At 71.1% G+C, this 18910-nt stretch carries 15 protein-coding genes; 6 read left to right on the top strand and 9 right to left on the bottom strand.

Features of this window, described 5'->3' with window-relative positions; genetic code table 11:
* Window positions 1-661: 661 nt before the first annotated feature.
* The 6 genes from AB852_RS32400 to AB852_RS32375 all read right to left on the bottom strand — a co-directional run bounded on the left by AB852_RS32400 (window position 662) and on the right by AB852_RS32375 (window position 7724).
* Window positions 662-1675 (bottom strand): N-acetylglucosamine kinase, encoded by a 1014-nt coding sequence (locus tag AB852_RS32400; protein ID WP_073794348.1) that lies wholly within the window; start codon window positions 1673-1675, stop codon window positions 662-664.
* A complete protein-coding gene (locus AB852_RS32395; protein ID WP_073793757.1) occupies window positions 1672-2937 on the bottom strand; it encodes a 6-phospho-beta-glucosidase in 1266 nt (421 codons plus the stop codon). Before AB852_RS32395 ends, AB852_RS32400 begins: the two co-directional genes overlap by 4 nt.
* A gap of 8 nt (window positions 2938-2945) precedes the next feature.
* The gene (locus AB852_RS32390) at window positions 2946-3860 is read right to left on the bottom strand and encodes a carbohydrate ABC transporter permease (RefSeq protein WP_073793756.1); all 915 of its coding nucleotides are present in this window, start codon (window positions 3858-3860) and stop codon (window positions 2946-2948) included.
* 3 nt (window positions 3861-3863) lie between these two features.
* Window positions 3864-4808: a carbohydrate ABC transporter permease gene (locus tag AB852_RS32385; protein ID WP_073793755.1), complete on the bottom strand. Its 945-nt coding sequence runs from the start codon at window positions 4806-4808 to the stop codon at window positions 3864-3866.
* A gap of 2 nt (window positions 4809-4810) precedes the next feature.
* Window positions 4811-6151 (bottom strand): ABC transporter substrate-binding protein, encoded by a 1341-nt coding sequence (locus AB852_RS32380; protein WP_073793754.1) that lies wholly within the window; start codon window positions 6149-6151, stop codon window positions 4811-4813.
* 316 nt (window positions 6152-6467) lie between these two features.
* Entirely contained in the window at window positions 6468-7724 is a 1257-nt protein-coding gene (locus AB852_RS32375; protein WP_073793753.1) for an ROK family transcriptional regulator, read from the bottom strand.
* Window positions 7725-8656: 932 nt separating this feature from the next.
* Between AB852_RS32375 and AB852_RS32370 the strand changes: the two genes are divergently transcribed.
* Window positions 8657-8860 carry a DUF397 domain-containing protein gene (locus tag AB852_RS32370; RefSeq protein ID WP_073793752.1) on the top strand — a complete coding sequence of 68 codons (204 nt, stop codon included), beginning with the start codon at window positions 8657-8659 and terminating at the stop codon, window positions 8858-8860.
* An 87-nt stretch (window positions 8861-8947) separates the two neighbouring features.
* Here the strand turns inward: AB852_RS32370 and AB852_RS40085 are convergent, their stop codons facing one another.
* The gene (locus AB852_RS40085; protein WP_178391170.1) at window positions 8948-9115 is read right to left on the bottom strand and encodes a hypothetical protein; all 168 of its coding nucleotides are present in this window, start codon (window positions 9113-9115) and stop codon (window positions 8948-8950) included.
* 1026 nt (window positions 9116-10141) lie between these two features.
* Between AB852_RS40085 and AB852_RS32360 the strand changes: the two genes are divergently transcribed.
* From AB852_RS32360 to AB852_RS32345, 4 genes are all read left to right on the top strand, one after another.
* Window positions 10142-10966, top strand: a complete 825-nt coding sequence (locus AB852_RS32360) for a helix-turn-helix domain-containing protein (protein ID WP_073793750.1) — start codon at window positions 10142-10144, stop codon at window positions 10964-10966.
* Entirely contained in the window at window positions 10963-11172 is a 210-nt protein-coding gene (locus AB852_RS32355; RefSeq protein ID WP_073793749.1) for a DUF397 domain-containing protein, read from the top strand. The genes AB852_RS32360 and AB852_RS32355 overlap by 4 nt, the downstream gene beginning before the upstream one ends.
* Before the next feature lie 124 nt (window positions 11173-11296).
* Window positions 11297-12340 carry a DNA polymerase III subunit beta family protein gene (locus tag AB852_RS32350; protein ID WP_178391169.1) on the top strand — a complete coding sequence of 348 codons (1044 nt, stop codon included), beginning with the start codon at window positions 11297-11299 and terminating at the stop codon, window positions 12338-12340.
* 46 nt (window positions 12341-12386) lie between these two features.
* A complete protein-coding gene (locus AB852_RS32345) occupies window positions 12387-12989 on the top strand; it encodes a hypothetical protein (RefSeq protein ID WP_073794342.1) in 603 nt (200 codons plus the stop codon).
* 9 nt (window positions 12990-12998) lie between these two features.
* Here the strand turns inward: AB852_RS32345 and AB852_RS32340 are convergent, their stop codons facing one another.
* Window positions 12999-14060: a mechanosensitive ion channel family protein gene (locus tag AB852_RS32340; RefSeq protein WP_073793748.1), complete on the bottom strand. Its 1062-nt coding sequence runs from the start codon at window positions 14058-14060 to the stop codon at window positions 12999-13001.
* 434 nt (window positions 14061-14494) lie between these two features.
* Between AB852_RS32340 and AB852_RS32335 the strand changes: the two genes are divergently transcribed.
* A complete protein-coding gene (locus AB852_RS32335; protein WP_073793747.1) occupies window positions 14495-15031 on the top strand; it encodes an HNH endonuclease in 537 nt (178 codons plus the stop codon).
* A gap of 465 nt (window positions 15032-15496) precedes the next feature.
* Here the strand turns inward: AB852_RS32335 and AB852_RS32330 are convergent, their stop codons facing one another.
* The gene (locus tag AB852_RS32330; protein ID WP_079185114.1) at window positions 15497-18550 is read right to left on the bottom strand and encodes a glycoside hydrolase family 84 protein; all 3054 of its coding nucleotides are present in this window, start codon (window positions 18548-18550) and stop codon (window positions 15497-15499) included.
* Between the last annotated feature and the right edge of the window lie 360 nt (window positions 18551-18910).

The following is an 18910-nucleotide window of genomic DNA, read 5'->3' as shown; positions in this document are numbered from 1 at the left end:
CTGCGCGAGCAACCAGGGGCCATCCGCACCTGAACGGGAACCGTAAGGGGCGCGACCTCAGGGGCGCGGGGAACTGCGCACCCCCGGACGTACCTGCACGGGAACAGGTACGCCCAGGTGTGGAACCCCAGGGGCGCGGGGAACTGCGCGAAGACGAGGACGGCCCCGCACCCGAAGAGCGACCGTAAGAGGGCAGCATCCAGGGGCGCGGGGAACTGCGCGAGCAACCAGGGGCCATCCGCACCTGAACGGGAACCGTAAGGGGCGCGACCCCAGGGGCGCGAGGAACTGCGCACCCCCGGACGTACCTGCACGGGAACAGGTACGCCCAGGTGTGGAACCCCAGGGGCGCGGGGAACTGCGCGAGCAACCAGGGACCACCCGCACCCGAACGGGAACCGTAAGGGGCGCGACCCCAGGGGCGCGAGGAACTGCGCACCCCCCGAGCGACCTGTGCGGGAACAAGTGCGTCCAGCACAGGAGACCCAGCGGCGCGAGCGAAGGCGACCCGCGGGGAACTGCGCACCCCACGAGCGACCCGCACAGGAACAAGTGCGTCCAGCACAGGAGACCCAGCGGCGCGAGCGAAGGCGACCCGCGGGGAACTGCGCACCCCACGAGCGACCTGTGCGGGGACAAGTGCGTCCAGCCCAGGGACCGGTCAGGGCGCCCCAGGCGTGAAGTGCTGGCGGACACGTGTGAACGCCTCCGCCTCCGCCCGGACATGGTCCAGCCCCAGCAGCGCAGCGCCCAGCACGGGCCGCGCGGAGACCACCTGCGCGACCGCCTTCGGCGCCCGCGCCGCGAGCCGCTCCCGCACCCCCTCGTCCAACTGCGGATGCCGCGCGGCCAGCACCCCGCCCCCGAGCACCACGGGCACCACCTCGTCCAGCAGCTCCAGCCGCCCCAGCGCCACCACGGCCATGCTCACCACCTCGTCGGCGAGCCGGTCCACCAGGGACCGGGCCACCGCGTCCCCCTCCAGCGCCGTCGCGAACAGCACGGGCGTCAACTCGTGCCACCGCGCGAAGGGGATGTGCCCGAGGTGCAGCGCCTCGATCAGCGCGGGCATCGAGTCCAGCCCGAAGTGCGCCGGCACCGTACGGGCCAGCGCGCTCGGCGCGCCCCGCCCGTCCTCGGCGCGCGCCGCGTGCCACAGCGACTCCTCCGCGAGCCCGAAGCCGCCGCCCCAGTCCCCGGAGATCTTGCCGATCGCGGGGAACCGCGCGGTCCGCCCGTCGGGCCGCATTCCCACGCAGTTGATGCCCGCGCCGCAGACCACGGCCACCCCGAGGGGTTCGGTGACCCCGGCCCGCAGGATGGCGAACGTGTCGTTGCGGACGTCCACACTGCCCCGCTCGCTCCAGCCCCGGCGGCGCAGCGCCTCGGCGAGCTGGGCCTCCTCGACGGGGAGGTCCGCGTTGGCGAGGCACGCCGACACATGGCCGACGGAGTCGGTCCCGGCCTCGGCGAGCGCGGCCCGTACCGCCACGGCGAGGACGTCGACCGCCGCCTCCACCCCGACCTTCGGCGGCTGGAACCCGCCGCCGCGGCCGGTCCCGGCGACGGTGCCGTCCGCCAGGACCACCGCGACGTCGGTCTTGCTGTTGCCCGCGTCGATCGCGAGCACCGCGGCCCCGGCGGGGGGCGGCGGTCCGGGCACGGAGCCGGTCATGCCCACGTGAGGTGCTCCCGGTTGTGGCTGATCAGTTCGTCGGTGAGGGCTTCCGCGTACTCGTACTGGCCGATCAGCGGATGGGACAGCAGCGCCTTGAACACCCGGTCACGGCCCCCGCGCAGCGCGGCGTCCAGTGCCAGGTCCTCGTACGTGGTGACGTTCGCGATCAGCCCCGCGTACAGCGGGTCCAGCTTCGGCACCGGCAGCGGGCTCGCGCCGTCCCGGCCGACGGACGCCTGCACCTCGATCACCGCGTCGTCCGGGAGGAACGGCAGGGTGCCGCGGTTGAGGGTGTTGACCACCTGGTACGGGCTGCCGCCGCCGGCGAGCAGCGCGGCGGCGAGGTCCACGGCGGCCTCCGAGTAGAAGGCGCCGCCCCGCTTGGCGAGCAGCGCGGGCTTCTCGTCCAGCGCGGGGTCCCCGTACATCGCGAGGAGTTCCTTCTCCATCGCGGCGACCTCGGCGGCCCGGGACGGCTTGGTGCCCAGTTCCCGGACGACCTCGTCGTGCGCGTAGAAGTAGCGCAGGTAGTACGAGGGCACCACGCCGAGCCGGTCGAGGAGCGGGCGGGGCAGGCTGAGCGAGGAGGCGATGGCGTCGCCGTGGTCCGCGATCAGCCGGGGCAGCACGTCCTCGCCCTGGGGTCCGCCGAGGCGTACCCCGGTCTCCCAGGTGAGGTGGTTGAGCCCCACATGGTCGAGGTGGACCTGGCCGGGGGTGACGTCCAGCATCGCGGCGAAGCGGCGCTGGAAGCCGATGGCGACGTTGCACAGCCCGACGGCCTTGTGCCCGGCGCTCAGCAGAGCCCGGGTCACGATGCCGACCGGGTTGGTGAAGTCGATGATCCAGGCGTCCGGGTTGGTGCGCCGGACGCGCTCGGCGATGTCGAGGACCACCGGCACGGTCCGCAGCGCCTTGGCGAGGCCGCCCGCCCCGGTGGTCTCCTGGCCGACGCAGCCGCAGGTCAGCGGCCATGTCTCATCGTCGTTGCGGGCGGCCTGGCCGCCGACCCGCAGTTGCAGCAGGACCGCGTCGGCGCCCTCGACGCCCGCGTCGAGATCACCGGTCGTGGTGATGACGCCGGGGTGGTCCTGCTTGGCGAAGATCCGCCGGGCGAGTCCGCCGACCAGCTCCAGCCGGTCGGCGGCCGGGTCGACGAGGACGAGTTCCTCGATGGGGAGGGTGTCCCGCAAGCGCGCGAACCCGTCGATGAGTTCCGGGGTGTAGGTCGATCCTCCGCCGACCACGGTGAGCTTCATCAGTTGTTCTAGCCCTTCACTCCAGTGAGCGTGACACCCTCGACGAACGCCTTCTGGGCGAAGAAGAAGACGAGGATGACCGGTGCCATGACCAGCACGGTCGCGGCCATGGTCAGATTCCAGTTGGTGTGGTGCGCGCCCTTGAAGGACTCCAGTCCGTAACTGAGGGTCCAGGCGGCGGGGTTGTCGGACGCGTAGATCTGTGGTCCGAAGTAGTCGTTCCAGGCGTAGAAGAACTGGAACAGGGCGACCGCGGCGATGCCCGGCTTGGCCATCGGCAGGACGACCCGCAGCAGGGTCCGCAGCTCCCCGCAGCCGTCGACCCGTGCCGCGTCCAGGTACTCGTCCGGGATCGTCAGCAGGAACTGGCGCAGCAGGAAGATCGAGAACGCGTCGCCGAAGGCCATCGGGATGATCAGCGGCCAGAGCGATCCCGACATGTCCATCTGCTTCGCCCAGAACAGGTACATCGGGATGATGATGACCTGCGGTGGCAGCATCATCATCGAGATGACCAGCATGAGAGACAGCCTGCGGCCCCGGAAGCGGAACTTGGCGAGCGCGTACGCCACCGGGATCGAGGACACCACCGACAGCACGGTCCCGAGGCCCGCGTAGAGCAGTGTGTTGCGCCACCAGGTGAGGAAGCCGGGGGTCTCCCACACGGTGAGGTAGTTGTCGAACTTCCAGTCCCGCGGCCACAGATCGCGGGTGAGTGCCTGCTGGTCGCTCATCAGCGAGGTCAGCAGCACGAATACGAACGGCAGCAGGAAGAACAGGGCCGCCGCCACGCCGAGCGAGTGCACGGCTATCCAGTGCAGCAGGGCCTTGCGGCGGGCGGTGCGCTGGGCGGGTGTGACGGGCCGGGACGCGGGCCGTGCGGTGGGCACGGCCGGGTTCTTCTTCTCAGTCGGCTGGGCCATGGTTCAGTCACCTGTCCCGATGAGGCCGCCGCGGCGCCGCATGAGCAGTGCGGTGAACGCCATGGCGAGGACGAACAGGACGAGCGCCCCCGCACAGGCGGTGCCGTAGTCGAAGCGCTGGAAGCCGACGTTGTAGACGAGCTGGGGCAGGGTGAGCGTCGACGCCTCCGGATAGCCGGGCTCGAACGGCTGGCCGGACCCGCCCATGCGCCCGGAGGCGACCTTGGCGGCGACGATCGGCTGGGTGTAGTACTGCATCGCCGCGATCACACCGGTCACCACCGCGAACAGGATGATCGGGGAGATGTTCGGCAGTGTGACGAACCGGAACCGCTGGAAGCGGGAGGCGCCGTCCAGTTCGGCCGCCTCGTACTGCTCCTTCGGCACGTCGAGCAGGGCGGCCATGAAGATGACCATGAGGTCGCCGATGCCCCACACGGCCAGCACGGTCAGCGCGGGCTTGGACCAGTCCGCGTCGTTGAACCAGCTGGGCGCGGAGATCCCCACCGACTCCAGGACGGAGTTGACGGGGCCGGTCCCCGGGTTGAGCAGGAACACGAACGCCAGCGTCGCCGCGACCGGCGGGGCGAGGTAGGGCAGGTAGAACAGGGTCCGGAAGACCCCCGTACCCGACTTGATCTTGGTGATCAGCATGCCGATGGCCAGCCCGAAGGTGACCCGGCAGGTGACCATCACCAGGACCAGCCACAAGGTGTTCTGCATCGCGGGCCAGAACTTCGGGAAGTCGTTGAAGAGGTACGACCAGTTGTCGAACCCGTTCCAGGTCGGCGGCGTGAAGCCGTCGTACTGCATGAACGAGAAATAGACGGTCGACACGAGCGGGTACGCGAAGAAGACCGCGAACCCGATCAGCCAGGGCGAGAGGAAGGCCAGCGTACGAAGCGCCGATTTCCGGCGCTTCGCACGCAGCGTGTACTGGGTGGCCACGGTTACCGGGTGACCTTCGCGAGGTCCGTGTCGATCTGCCGCGCGGTCTTCTCCAGACCGGCCTTCAGGTCCTTCACCTTGCCGGCCTCGAACTGGTAGCCGAAGTCCTGGAGCGTGTTCTGATAGCCGATCCCGTCGACCGCGCCGGGCGAGGTGTTCGACTTGGGGTGCTTGGCGATGTCCAGGAACGTCTTGAACCGCGGGTCCAGCTTCAGATCCGGGGAGTCCAGGGCGGCCAGGGTGGACGGGACGTTCTTGATCCCGTTCGCGAACTGCACGACCGCGTCCGTGTCGGTCGTCATGTACTTCATCAGCTTCCAGGCCGCGTTCTTCTTCTTGCTCTGCGGCGCGATGCCCATGATCGTGCCCGACAGATAGCCCTTGCCGTAGTCGGCCGCCTCGTCGTCCGCGACGGGCAGCGGCGCCACCCCGATCTCGAAGCCGGGATCGGTCGCCTCGGCCATCCCGAGCCGCCACTCACCGTCGAGCTGCATGGAGACCTGGCCCAGATGGAACGGGTGCTCCGCCGCCCATTCGTCGCCGAAGGTGGTGCGGTACTTCTCCAGCTTCTTGAAGCCGCCGAGTTCGTCGACCATCTTCTTCTGGAACGTGTACATCTCGGCGAAAGACGGGTCCTTGGCGATGTTGGACTTGCCGTTCGCGTCGAAGTACGCGTGGTCCCACTGCGACATGTAGTGCGAGACGACCGTCTCGTAGCCGTGGTAGTTCGGCATGAATCCCAGGGTCTCGTAACTGTCGCCCTTGGTCTTCGTCAGCTTCTTGGCGACAGCGAGGAACTCGCTCCAGGTCCTGGGCGGCGCCTTGATCCCGGCCTTCTTGAACTCGTCCTTGTTGTAGTAGAGGCCGTACGCGTCCGAGAGCAGCGGCAGCGCGCAGCGCTTGCCCTCGAACTGCGTGTACTCCAGGAGCACCTTCGAGAAGGTCTTCTCCAGGTCGACCTTGTCCTTCTCGATGAACGGCGCGAGATCCGTGAAGGCCCCCGACGAGCAGAACTTGCCGATGTTCGCGGTGGTGAACGAGGACACCACATCGGGCCCCTTGGAACCGCCCGCGCGCAAAGCCTGGTTCAGCTTGTCGTCGTTGATCCCGCCGACGACCTTCACCTTGATGTTCGGGTGGGCGTCCTCGAAGCGGCCGATGTTCTCCTTGATCGCCTTCACCTCGGACGGCGCGGTCCAGCCGTGCCAGAAGGTGATGCTGGTGTCCTGGGACGCGTCGTCGTCGGCGCCCGTGTCGGACTGGCCCGTACAGGCCGTGGCGAACAGGGCTATCGAGGTGGTCACGGCGAGCGCGGTCGCTGTCTTCCGGCGGAGTCCGGGCATGACGGTGTCTCCCTTGCGCGGGTCGGGACGAACGGGACGAGGTGCGTGCGCCGTACGGGACGGGTGGTGCGGGCGGTGCGGGGCGGTGCGGTGCGTGCGCGTTCCGTACGGCGGTGCCGGTGCCCGGCCGACCTTGCGGGGGTGTTGTGGTGCGGTTGCCGGCCGGGCGGGGTCGGCCTTGCTGGGCTGAGCTGGGTCGAGCTGAACCTTGCTGGGCCTTGCGGGTTGTACGGGTTGTGCGGCTTGTGCGGGTTGTGCTGGGGGTGGTCGTGCGGTGGGACGGCGGTGCGAGTACTGCTTTGTGGTGCGGGTTGGTCTAGGGGGCGCGGGAGGTGTCGAAGACCTCGTCGCGGGTGGCCGCGAGCGCGCTCTCCAGGGCGCCGCGCAGTACGGGGTGTCCGGTGACCTCGCCGAGGACCAGCTTCGGCCGGGACGCGGCCAGATCGTCGAGCTCGGCCTGGACCAGTGCGCGCAGGGGCTCACCGCCCGCCGCGAGCACCGTGCCGCTGAGCACGATGAGTTCGGGGTCGAGCACCGAGACGAGCGAGGCCAGCCCGGTCGCGAGCCCGGTGGCGTACGTACGCAGCAGCTCCTGGTACGGACCGCCCTGCCCGCCGGTGTGCCGGGAGACCTCGGGGTCCGCGAGGTGTTCGGCGGCGCGCCGGATCAGGGCCGCGGCGACCTCGGGGTGGGGGCCCTGGGGCACCGGGGTGATCCCGAGGGACCGGGCAAGTCTGCCGACGACCTGGGCGCCCGCGAGTTCCTGGTAGCCGCCGCTGTTGACCCGGGTGACCTGGCGCATCAGCGGGGTGCCGGGCACGGGCAGGAACCCGACCTCGCCCGCGCCGCCGGTCCAGCCCCGGTGCAGCCGTCCGCCGAGGACCAGGGCGGCGCCGAGCCCGTCCTCGTTCCACAGCAGGACGAAGTCGTCGTGGCCGCGGGCCGCGCCGAGCCGCTGTTCGGCGACGGCCGCGAGGTTCACGTCGTTCTCGTACCCGACCGGCAGCGGCAGGGCCGCGGCGAGGTCGTCGAGCAGGGTGGGGGAGTGCCAGCCCGGCAGATGCGAGGCGTAGCGCAGCCGGCCGGTGTTCGGGTCGAACGCGCCCGGGGTGCCGATCACCAGGCGGTGGAGGTCCGCGCGGACGAGTCCGGCGGCCGTCAGCGCGCCGTCCAGCGCCTCCGTGACCAGGTCCACCACGGGTCGGGTGGCGTGGCGGCCCGGGGTGCGCAGGGTGGACTCACCGACCACGCGGCCGGTGATGTCCGCGACGGCGGCGCGGATGCCCTCGGGCCTGACGTCCAGGCCCGCCGCGTGGGCCGCGGTCGGGTCGACCGCGTAGAGCTGGGCGTTGGGGCCCGGCCGGCCTTCCGTGGTGCCGGTGGCGCGGACCAGTCCCGCCGTCTCCAGGCGGGCCAGCAGCTGGGACGCGGTCGGCTTGGAGAGGCCGGTGAGCTTCCCGATCCTGGTACGGGACAGGGGGCCTTCGGCCAGGAGGAGGTCCAGGGCCGCGCGGTCGTTCATCGCGCGGAGGACGCGGGGGGTGCCCGGGGTGCCGGTCGGACCCGTCGTCATGGCGGACTCTCACCTGCCTTTCCCTGTCGGGGGCGGCCACTGTTAGGAAACTTTCCTGTCTGATGCAGGAAAGTAGGGCGTGCGCCCCCGGGCCGTCAAGGGTTCGGCCCGCGTTGGCCATTACGGTGCGCCTTCGCTTGCGCTTCGTAGGTCTGTCCGGCTGGACGTACTTGTTGCCTGTGCCGTCGCTCGGTGGGTGCGCAGTTCCTCGCGCCCCTGAGGTGCTGCCCTCTTACGGTCGCTCTTCGGGTGCGGGGCTGTTCTCGTCTTTTGCGCAGTTCCCCGCGCCCCTTTGGGGCGCCATCTGCTTGTTCTTCGGGTCGGGGCCGGTCGGGATTCTCCGTCCTCGCTCCAACGCGCTCGGTACGGACGTTCAGTGGCTGTACTGGTGGCGTCGGAGTCTGCGGGCAGAGATTCCCGCCCACCCCCTCCCGTAGCCGGGCGAGTGCCCGAAGAGGGAGGCTGGTGTGGCGGGTCAGGGTCTGTCGGGCGGTCATTGGGCTGTGGGAGGATGCCGCGCGTGATTCGCATGCGAAGGGGCTGTGCCTCGTAGAGCACCAGCTTCACTTCGGGCACGGGAGCGTGGCTGGGGAGGACCCTGGGTGCGGTATCGCGATGTCCCAGGTCTGTCGGGAGCGGCGAATGCCGCCGTCCGTGTCCTTGAACGGGAGCGTTTGTCCCCGGGCATCGTGTCGGTCGCGCTGAGTGTGTGGTCCGTGCGCGTCCACGGCACCGAGCGCCGGTGGAGGCGTTGGGAGGCCGAGTTCACCGGCGAAGGGTGGTCGGTTCCCTCGCTTGCGCAAGGGAACGTCCGGTCGCTGTGCACCGCTTGGTGCAAATCTTCGGCGCGGCGTTGTCATTGGATGGCAGACGGCGATCTTGACGACCCGCTCCATCAGGAAAACAGCTTTGGAAAGGAAGGGACTGAAGCGATGACTGCTGCGAGCTCGTCTCCTACGGGCTGGATGGCCTCCAGCTACAGCACCAACGGGGGCAACTGCGTCCAGTGGGCCCCCGGCCACGCGGCCGTGCACGGGGTCGTGCCTGTTCGGGACAGCAAGGTGGCCGCCGGGCCCGTGCTCATGGTGAGTATTGAGGGGTGGGCCGGGTTGGTCTGTCTTGCGCGGCGGGTCTGAGTCGTTGCCGCGTCCCGTTCGGTGATCGGAGAAGGGGCTCACTCCCCGGGGTGGGCCCCTTTGCTGTCTGCCTGGGACGGGGGACGGTCATGTGCTTTCGTGCTCTTCGCCGTAGGTGATGTCCAGCTCTGCGGTAAGGGCCTCGGCCAGTTGGAGGGTCTGGGCCCGGTCGATGATCACTTGGCGGAGTGAGCTGAGGCCGCGGAGCTGGGAGAGGTCGTTGCCTCGTAGGTCCAGGCCCGTACGGGTGCTCATCGCGGTGCCCTTCATCTTTGTGTGAGGCGCGAACGTGCTGATCGCGTGGGGTGCTGCGGGCGGATAGCGTGGCACTCTCTGCTGCCGCGCGGCTGTGGGCTAGAACTTGAGATCGAACGGGCTCTCGACGGCCCAGGAGCACGGTCCCGGGTGCGCACCGAACAGGAGGCATGGTTCGTCGTCGTGCTCGGACGGGCAGGCGCCTGCCCTCTCCACCCTGACGGCGCCACCCGCAGGGTTCCATCGGGCCCATACCTGGACATGCGAGTCCTCCTGGTGCAGGAGGTACGCCGCACACGGGACGCCGCGTGGGTGTGCGGCCAGTTCGCAGCTCGTTACTTCCTCCTCCAGCCGGGAGTGATAGCGGTCGAGGTGTTCCGCGTGGCACCGGATGTCCTCGGTGATGACCAGAGGCTCAAGGCAACGGGGGTGCCTTCCACGGAGTCGGCGGGCGCCCTTCATCCGTCGCCCTCTCGCCGGTCGCAGAGGTCGCAGAGGAAGGGGCACTTCGGGGGGTCCGCGCCGCGTGGGAGGTACACCACCCCGGTTTCGGGGTCCTGCGCGCCCCCGTACTCCGTCCACCACCCTGTCGGGCTGTTCTCGTACGGGGTCCTGGCGAACGGGTCCGGTTCGGGGCGTGTGTTCACCATGGCCGCCCGGGTTCGGCCCCATGACGCCGGCCGTTGATCTCGCGTACCCGCGCGCGGAGTTCGTGAAGGGCGGGACTGTCGGTGGACTCTTCTGGCTGCCGGTCGGGGCACTTGGTGTGCCCGCACCGGCAGGGCGGCCATGTGAGCGCGTGACTCGCCGGCGGGTCGGCACCCTCGAAGGCGGTGCTCCGTACCTGGGGATTCGCGTTGTCGGTCGTGGCTGAGTCTTCATGGCCGTGGGTGAACGGATGCATGGTGATGGCCTTTGCGGGACTTCTTCGGTGTTCGGATCGACACCCAGAGTGACCGGATCGGCGTACCCTTAGGAAGGGGAAAACGGTTTCCAAACCATGTGGAAAACAAGGGAGTTGAACGCATGAGCGAAGGGATGGAAGCTCCTGCGAACGGCCTTGAGTGGTTCGGGCGCGAGGTAGCGGAAGCATTGCGGCACAAGGGGGCCACGCAGCGGCAGCTGGCGTCGTTCGTCGGATACAAGGAGCCGTATGTGTCCAAGGTGAAGAACGGCAGACAGCTCCCGTCCCCGCTGTTCGCGGAGCGGTGCGATGCCTACTTCAACACGTCGGGATGGTTCACCCGCCTTCTCGTCCGGGTGGGTGAACAGGGGCATCCGGAGTGGTTCATCCCGTACGTGCGTCTTGAGGAGAAGGCCACTCAAGTGCAGGACTTCTCGCCGATCCTGGTGATGGGTCCCCTTCAGACACCGGAGTACGCGGAGGCTCTGTTTCGCGCTGCGCATCCCCGTGCGGGGGATGCGCAGATCCGGGAGAAGGTAGGCGCTCGGTTGGCCCGCAGAGCGGTGTTGGAGCGGCCTGATCCGCCTCTACTGTGGGTCGTGTTGGACGAGGCTTGCTTGTGGCGGGAGGTCGGGGGACGCGAAGTGATGCACCAGCAGCTTGAACACCTCGTCAAGGATTCGGAAGACGCCAATGTGACGCTTCAGGTCCTGCCGTTCGATTCTGGTGCGCCACCTGCCGCAGACGCGTTCACGTTGCTCGTGTTCGATCAGGACGGGTCGAGCCCCGTTGTCTACACGGAGGCGATGGGGCTGGGCCGCGTGGTCGACTCCCCGTCCGTCGTGGCTTGCGGGGCGGCTTGGTTCGAGCGGCTTCGCGCAGACGCACTGTCGCCGGAAAAGACCCGTAGCTTGCTACGGGACAGGGCTAAGGAGTACGCAAGATGAGTCATCAGGTTCCAGCCATACGTTGGGTCAGGTCCAGCTACAGCAGTGGTGAAGGTGGCCAGTGCGTGGAATGGGCCCCCGGCCACGCGGCCGTGCACGGGGTCGTGCCTGTTCGGGACAGCAAGGTGGCCGCCGGGCCCGTGCTCATGGTGGGCGTCGAGGGGTGGGCCGGGTTGGTCGGGCTTGCGCGGCGGGCTGATGTCTGAGGCGTCGCCGCGTCTTGTTCTGTGATCGGAGAAGGGCTCGCCCGCCGGGGTGGGTCCTTCTTTCGTTGGTGTGGGTTGACCTTCGGGTTGGTGGAAGGGGGACTGTGGGGGTGTGGATGAGCTGATGAGTATCGGGGTGTTCGGGCGGCGTGTGGGGCTCAGTGCGGGAGCCTTGCGGTTCTACGACGACTGCGGGGTGCTGCGGCCCGCGCGGGTGGACGGGGACACGGGGTACCGCTTCTACGCGGAGGGACAGGTGGAGCGTGCCGTACGGGTGCGTCGGTTGCGGGCGGCCGGGGTGCCGTTGGCCGAGGTGACGGCCGTGCTCGACGGGGACCCGGCGGGTGCCCGCGCGCTGCTGGAGGCGCATGCCCGGCGGATGCGGGAGACGGCCGAGGCGGCTCGTGAGGCCGTGGGAGAGTTGCTGCGGGAGCTGCCGGAGGGCGTCGCCACCGCGCGTGTCGGCGGGGCGGAGTTCGCGAGCGCCGTACGGCAGGTGGTGTCCGCCACGGCGAGCGGGGCCGTGCGGGAGGAGTTCCCCGTACTGGGGTGCGTCCTTGTGGAGGTGGACGGGCCGGAGGTGCGGCTGGTGGCGACGGACCGGTACCGGCTGGCGGTCAGGACGCTGCGGGCGGACGCGGATACGGGCGGCCCGCGCGGGTTCCTGGTCGGGGCGGAGCACGCAGGGGAACTGGCGCGGTGGGCGGTGCGGTGGCCGGAGGTACGGGTCGAGGCGGGGCCGGACGGGGTGCTGTTGCGGGGCCCGGACGGGGTCCGGACCGTGACCGTTCACCCGGGGGAGTACCCGGACTGGCGGGTGGTGCTGGACGGGCTGGGGGCGGTGCGGAACCGGGTCGTCGTGGACCGGACGGAACTGCGCAGCGCCCTCGCCGGGGCGTCGGGGCCGGTCGTCACCCTGTCGGCCGGTGACGGGGGACTCGCGGGGCCGGGCGGGCCCGTACCGCGTGCGCTGTGCGACGGGCCGCCGCTGCGGATCTCGTTCGATCCGGAGGTGCTGCTGGCGGCGGTCGACGCGGGGGTCGGGCCGGACGTCCTGCTGGAGATCCGCTCCGCGACCGGCCCTGTGGCGGTCCGCTCCGCCGACCAGGGCAGTTTCACGACCCTGGTGATGCCCGTCCGTGAGACCTCGGAAGGGGACGGGTCATGAACCCGGGGAACGCGGTGGTGCGGCTGTGCGGCTGTGCGCCGACGGGATGCGCGCCGAGACCGAGGGGCGCGCCGACGACGCCAGGGAACTGTTCGAACGGGCGTGGGACCTCGCGGCCGACGACTACGAGGCATGTGTCGCCGCGCATTACCTGGCCCGCCATCAGACGAGCCCCGAAGGGGTACTCCGCTGGAACCAGGAGTGCCTCGACCGGGCCGACCGGGTGGGCGACGAACGGGTCACGGGCTTCTATCCGTCGCTGCATCTGAACCTGGGCAGCGCCCACCGGGAGCTGGGGCGGACGGACCTCGCGCGTGAGCAGTTCGTACGCGCCGCCGCGCGGCTGGACGGTCTGCCGCCGGGGGAGTACGCGACGGGGATGCGGTTCGCGGTCGCGGAGGGGCTGCGGGCCACCGGCGGGGCTTTGCCGCGGGACACGGACAGCGGGCTCGGGGAACTGCTGGCGCGGCTGTGCGCGCGGGCGGACCTCAAGGCGCTGGGGATGATCCTGCCCGCCCACCTCGGGGACCTCGGGTCGCGGGACGACCGGGCCCGGCTGGTCACCGCGCTGGGTCTGGTGCACGCGGGCCGGTGGCTGCCCCAGGACGAACAGGAGGCCCTGGGGCGGGTGATCGGCGCGCTCGGCTGAGCGCCCGGGTCACTTGGTGAGGTTCTGCGGCGGTATCGGGGAGGCGGCCATCGACTGCGGCGAGGCGGCGTTCGCGTAGGCGGACGGGGCGGCGACCCCCGCGGTCGGGTCGGCGGGGGCCTCGCCTTCCTGCGGTACGGGCAGCCCGCCGACGATACGGATGCCCGCCTCGTCGAATGCCCGCTTGATCCGCCAGCGCAGCTCCCGCTCCACCCCGAGCGACTTGCCCGGCATCGCCTTCGCGGTGACACGGATCACCATTTGGTCCAGCAGCACGCTGTCCAGGCCGAGGATCTCGATGGGGCCCCACAACTGCTCGTTCCACGGCTCGTCCTTGGCCATCCGCGCACCGACCTCGGCGAGCTTCTCGCGGACCCGGTCCAGGTCCTCGCTGGGCCGTACGGTCACGTCGACACCGGCCGTGGACCAGCCCTGCGAGAGGTTGCCCACCCGCTTGACCTCGCCGTTGCGGACGTACCAGATCTCGCCGTTGTCGCCGCGCAGCTTCGTCACCCGCAGCCCGACCTCGATGACCTCGCCGGAGGCCACCCCCGCGTCGATGCTGTCCCCCACCCCGTACTGGTCTTCCAGGATCATGAAGACACCGGACAGGAAGTCCGTGACGAGGTTGCGCGCGCCGAAGCCGATCGCGACACCCGCGACACCGGCCGACGCCAGCAGCGGGGCCAGATTGATCTGGAACGTGGAGAGGATCATCAGCGCGCCGGTGCCGAGTATCACGAACGACGCCACCGAGCGGAGCACCGAACCGATCGCCTGCGAGCGCTGGCGGCGGCGTTCCACATTGACGAGGAGTCCGCCCAGCGCGGTGCCGTCCACGGCCTGCACGGTGCGGTTCATACGGTCTATCAGCTTGGTGATCGTGCGCCGGATGACCACCCGCAGGACGACCGCGATCAGGATGATCAGCAGTACCCGCAGGCCGATGCTCAGCCAGGTGGACCAGTTCTGCTCGACCCAGCTCGCCGCGTTGGTCGCCGTCTCCGACGCGTCCTCCAGGGTGACGGGACCCGGGTCGGTGTCGGCGGCCGACAGGACGGACAAGAACACGGCAGGTACCTCCAGGCGTAGCGGCCCGCCCGTCTCGGGGCCGAGCGCGAGGCGCACGGAACGGGCAGACCCACCACACTAACGGGGCAGTGCGGGCCGATCTATGTCCGCTTCGTCACGTATCGCGCCTTTGGTGGGGGTGGCCCGCAGGCTTCACCTGGGCGGGAGCGAGCCCTGGCCCCGGCCCCGCTGTGGCCGACCCCACACCGGGCGGCGCGCCCGCCACGGGGCCGCGCGGGGACCGGACCCCGGGCAGGTGGCGAGGGGTGCGGCCACACGGGAACGGACGGCTCGGGCGACGGGTGCGGGGGTACGGGGCAAAACTCCCTCACCCCGTTACCGGGAGGTGGTGGCGCTTCGACCAGGCAAGAGGGGAGACTGAATCAGATCGTCCCGGCGCGAGCCACGCGCCGCCGGCGTACAAGGAGGCATCCGTGCCGCATGTCCTGGTCCTCAACGCGTCGTACGAGCCGCTGGGCGTCGTACCGCTGCGCCGCGCGCTCGTCCTCGTCCTGGAGAACAAGGCGGTCTGCCTGGAGGAATCCGGCGCCTTCATGCACAGTGCGACGGTGACGGTGCCAGCGCCCAGTGTGGTCCGCCTCAAGCGGTTCGTCCGGGTCCCCTATCGGGGGCCCGTTCCTTTGACCCGGCGGGCCCTCTTCGCGCGGGACGGCGGCCGGTGCATGTACTGCGGTGGGGTCGCGACCAGCGTCGACCATGTGATCCCCCGCAGCCGTGGGGGGCAGCATGCGTGGGACAACGTCGTCGCGTCGTGCCGTCGCTGCAATCACGTCAAGGCGGACCGGCATCTGGTGGAGATCGGGTGGCGGCTGCGGCATCAGCCGGCGCCGCCGAGCGGGCTCGCGTGGCGGATCATCGGTACGGGGCATCGTGATCCGCGGTGGCTCCCTTACCTCCAGCCGTACGGCGCGGACGCGGTGATGGCCCGCATCGACGGCGTCTCGGCGTGACGCCTTCGCTTGCGCTTTCCAGGTTTCCCGTGCCGGGAGTACTTGTTCCCGCCCAGGCCGTTCGTGGCTGCGCAGTTCCCCGCGCCCCTTCCGGTTCCCCTCCGGCTGCGGATGGCCCGTGGTTGCTCGCGCAGTTCCCCGCGCCCCTTTGGGGGCACTCCTCTCCTCGTGCAGTCGCTCGGCTGCGGGAGGGGGTGGGCGGGAATCTCTGCCCGCAGACTCCGACGCCCCCACTACAGCCACTGAACGCCCGTACCGAGCGCGTTGGAGCGAGGACGGAGAATCCCGACCGGCACCGACTCGAAGAACCGACAGAACGCGCCCCAAAGGGGCGCGGGGAACTGCGCAAAACCACCGAGCGACGGCACAGGAACAACCGCGCCCAGCCGGACAGACCTCACAAGCGCAAGCGAAGGCGACCCGCACAGGGAACAAGTGCGCCCAGCCGGACAGACGCCGTGACCCTCAAGGACGAACCGCGTGGGCCGTGACCGACCAGAGGGAGTACCCGAAGCGCGTCCCGCGGCGGTCCATCTGGACACGGATGTGCCGGACATCCCGCGCGTCCATCCGGACGGACTCCGTCCCGCCCCGCCCGTCCGCGACGGTCGCGGCGGTACGCCACGTACGACCGTCGGACGACACCTGCACCCGGTACCGGGACGCGTGCACCTCCCACCGCAGCGAGACCATCCCGAGCCGCACCGGCTCGGCCAGCTCCATCTGCCACCACGCGTCGTCCTCCACGGGCGAGGACCACCGCGTCGCGGGGTCCCCGTCCACCACCGCGGCGGCCGGGAAGTCCGGGGTCTCGTCCCCGGAGGAACCGGCCCGCGCCCCGGCCGCGAGATCCGGACCGGCCGTACGGGGGAAGGCCCGGACGGTCAGCACCCGGGTCTCGCCGCCGAAGGACACGGCCACGTCGTACGTGCCGGAGGGGGTGTCCTTCGCCGCGGACACGCTCAGCGGCACGTCCAGCCGGGTACCGCGGGGAACGGTCGTCTCCTTGGGCACCCGGACCTCGATGCCCTCGGGCGCCCGCACGGTGATTTTGCCGCGCACCGCGGCGGGCCGCTGCGAGGTGAGCCGCACGGCGACCCGCGCCGGATCACCGCCGATCGCCACATCGGCCTCCTCGCGGGCCAGCGCGAACGCGGTGGCGCGGGTGTCGGCGTACCAGGGGACCAGATGCCGCACCCGGGACGGCTGCGGCCCGGAGACCCGCAGCGCCTCGGCCCGGAGGGCATCCGCACGCAGCTCCGTCCAGCCACCGCCACCGAGCTCGCCCAGCCGCCGCCAGCCCGCCCCGGGCACCAGCGCCTCGACGGTCCCGGAGACGCCCGGTTCGGTGAGCACGGTCACGGCCAGCAGCTCGCGCGGACGGTCGAAGGGCACCGTCCGGCCGTCGCCGGAGCCCGTCGGGTCCGGCTCACGGGCCACCCCCGACCAGTGGTCGAAGGAGGTACGGGCCCGCTTCAGGAAGGGCTCCAGGACACCCGCCCCGACGGTCACCGTCGCGGCCTTCCGGGTCGCCGCCGCGCGGTCGAGGTCCCGGGCCAGCGCCCAGGCCGCCGGACCGTCGCCCCGGTCCTGCGCGGCCAGCAGATCCAGCGCGGTGAGCCCGGCGGTGCCGTACCGGGCGAGCTGGTCGGCCCACGGCCGCACCTCCCCGTACAGCTCGGTGCCCGCGAGGTCACGGGGCACCCGGGCCAGCTCCGTGAACGCGTCACGCAGGGCGCGTTCGGCCTTGTCGCGTTCCTTGCCGGGGGCCGGCCGGCTCCGCCAGTACGCGTCGATGACCGGACGCAGATACGCGGACTCCTCCGCCCCCAGCACCGATGACGCGTCGTGCGCGGCGAGCGCGGTGACGGCCGCCCGGGTCCGTTCCGTACCGCCCTCGGCGACCGCCGCGATCGCCGCCCGCCAGGACTCGCCCGGCCGATACGCGCGGGGGTTCCACGCGAAGTCGGCGGCCGTGAACAGCGGGATGCGGGACGCCACCGGCTGCTGCATCGCGTTGCCGAGCAGCGCCGCCGAACCGCCCGCGACGGCCGGCTCCCGGCCCAGATAGGGGCCGAGGAAGACCCGGTCCCGGGCGAAGTCGTTCACCGGGTAGTTGTCCATGGTGACCAGCGGGTGCCCGAACGCGGCCCGCGCCCCGGAGAGTTCCCGGCCCGTGATGGTGCGGGGCACCACCCCGACCCCGGTCCATACGATCTCCACCTTGCCGCCGGGCCGCGCGGAGCGGTCCAGTTCGGCGGCGAGCGCGCGGCGGTAGGGGGTCGCGCCGTCCTGGTAGTACTCCGTCGGCATCAGCGACAGCGGCGCCGAGCCGGGGTAGCGGTCGGCGAGGTACCCGGCGACCGTGTTGGCGACCCGGGCATGGGCCTGCGCCGCCGCCTCGGGCCCGGAGCCGAACGCGCGGGCGTCCCGGGCGCAGTGCCACTCGCTGTAGCTGACGTCCTGGAACTGGAGCTGGAAGGCGCGGAAGCCCAGCGCCCACATGGCGTCCATCTTGCGGGTGAGCGCCTTGACGTCGGCGTCGGACGACAGACACATGCCCTGCCCGGGAGCCACCGCCCAGCCGAGGGTGACATGCCCGCGCTCCGCCCGGTCGGCCAGCTCGCGGAACATGGCGCGCTGCTCCGCCGGGTACGGCTCCCGCCAGCGCGCCTGACGGTAGAGGTCGTCCCCGGACGCGTACAGATAGCGGTTCTGCTTGGTGCGGCTGAGGAAGTCGACCTGGTCGAGACGCTGTTCCCGGGTCCACGGGGTGCCGTAGAAGCCCTCGGTCATCCCGCGCACGGCCGAACCGGGCCAGTCCCGGACCGCGACGGAGGCGATACGGCGTCCCTCGACGAGCTGACGCAGTGTCTGCGCGGCGTGGAACAGGCCGTCCTCGCCGGTCCCCGCGAGCACCACGGTGTCCCGGCCGCCGTCCCGGCCGACCGCGAGCCGGTAGCCGCCGGACGGCATGTCGCCGCGCGCGGGCGTGCCGAGAGCGCGCAGCGTGGCGTCCAGCCGCGCCTCGAAGCTGCCGCCGCCCAGCGGACCGACCCCGGTGTCCTGCCCGAGGCGCACCACCAAGGCGGGCGCGGCGGGCAGTGGGTCGTCCGCGGCGGTCCGGGTCACCCGCCGGGCGCCCGCGTCGGTGAGCATCCCGGTCAGCGTGTCCACGGCCCGCTCGTCGGTGCCGTCACCGGTCACGAGGACCACGTCGTCCCCGATCCGGGCGGACGCCTTGCCGGGGCGCAGATACTGCGGGCGCGGCCATACGTCGGGCACCGGCCCGGCCTTCACCCGTTCGCCGGGCGTCAGCGCGGAGGCGCCGGAGACCCCGGGTACGGGCGCGGGGGCCGTCGCGCCGCTCGCACCGGGGGCGTTGCCGGTCTGCTGCGGGACGCCGCCGGGCGTGGCGCCGACGGGCGCGCCGGACTGCTCGGCGGGTCCGGCGGCGGTCGGACCGTTCGACGCCACCGGGCCGAAGGCGCTGGGGCCGCCGCCGAGGGCGCCCGCCATGACGGCCACGGCCAGGGCCCCCGCCTTTGTCCTGAGTCTCACCGCGTCCGCCCTTTCCCGAGGCCACCGGGCCGCACACCCTGTCGGCGCGACGGCGTGCCCGCCGGTCGGCGGCGCCGGTCGCGACGAGGGGACCCGGCCGCCCGAAGCGTCACCGACCACACCACTCGGCGGGGGAGGTGTCAACGTCCTTGGCCGTTGTGCCCCGATTGCCCGGACTGTGAGGTGTCCGGCGCGCGCTGACGGCACATCGGCCCGGGGTCTCATACGTCGGCGGGAGCGTGTTTGTTCGACGGCCGCCCGGACGGTGTCCCGATGTGACCGGGAACACGGTCCTCATCGGCCACGTCTGTACCGGCT

The sequence above is a fragment of the Streptomyces uncialis genome (assembly GCF_001905345.1).
GTDB lineage: Bacteria > Actinomycetota > Actinomycetes > Streptomycetales > Streptomycetaceae > Streptomyces > Streptomyces uncialis.
Note: the sequence above shows the minus strand (reverse complement) of the source record. Positions and strands in the feature narration are given on the sequence as shown.

Bases quoted from the DNA above. Each gene is read 5' to 3' on its own strand.
- AB852_RS32400 (WP_073794348.1), bottom strand. From the start codon at position 1,675: ATGACCGGCTCCGTGCCCGGACCGCCGCCCCCCGCCGGGGCCGCGGTG.
- AB852_RS32395 (WP_073793757.1), bottom strand. From the start codon at position 2,937: ATGAAGCTCACCGTGGTCGGCGGAGGATCGACCTACACCCCGGAACTC.
- AB852_RS32390 (WP_073793756.1), bottom strand. From the start codon at position 3,860: ATGGCCCAGCCGACTGAGAAGAAGAACCCGGCCGTGCCCACCGCACGG.
- AB852_RS32380 (WP_073793754.1), bottom strand. From the start codon at position 6,151: ATGCCCGGACTCCGCCGGAAGACAGCGACCGCGCTCGCCGTGACCACC.
- AB852_RS32375 (WP_073793753.1), bottom strand. From the start codon at position 7,724: ATGACGACGGGTCCGACCGGCACCCCGGGCACCCCCCGCGTCCTCCGC.
- AB852_RS32370 (WP_073793752.1), top strand. From the start codon at position 8,657: ATGACTGCTGCGAGCTCGTCTCCTACGGGCTGGATGGCCTCCAGCTAC.
- AB852_RS40085 (WP_178391170.1), bottom strand. From the start codon at position 9,115: ATGAGCACCCGTACGGGCCTGGACCTACGAGGCAACGACCTCTCCCAG.
- AB852_RS32360 (WP_073793750.1), top strand. From the start codon at position 10,142: ATGAGCGAAGGGATGGAAGCTCCTGCGAACGGCCTTGAGTGGTTCGGG.
- AB852_RS32355 (WP_073793749.1), top strand. From the start codon at position 10,963: ATGAGTCATCAGGTTCCAGCCATACGTTGGGTCAGGTCCAGCTACAGC.
- AB852_RS32350 (WP_178391169.1), top strand. From the start codon at position 11,297: ATGAGTATCGGGGTGTTCGGGCGGCGTGTGGGGCTCAGTGCGGGAGCC.
- AB852_RS32345 (WP_073794342.1), top strand. From the start codon at position 12,387: ATGCGCGCCGAGACCGAGGGGCGCGCCGACGACGCCAGGGAACTGTTC.
- AB852_RS32330 (WP_079185114.1), bottom strand. From the start codon at position 18,550: ATGGCGGGCGCCCTCGGCGGCGGCCCCAGCGCCTTCGGCCCGGTGGCG.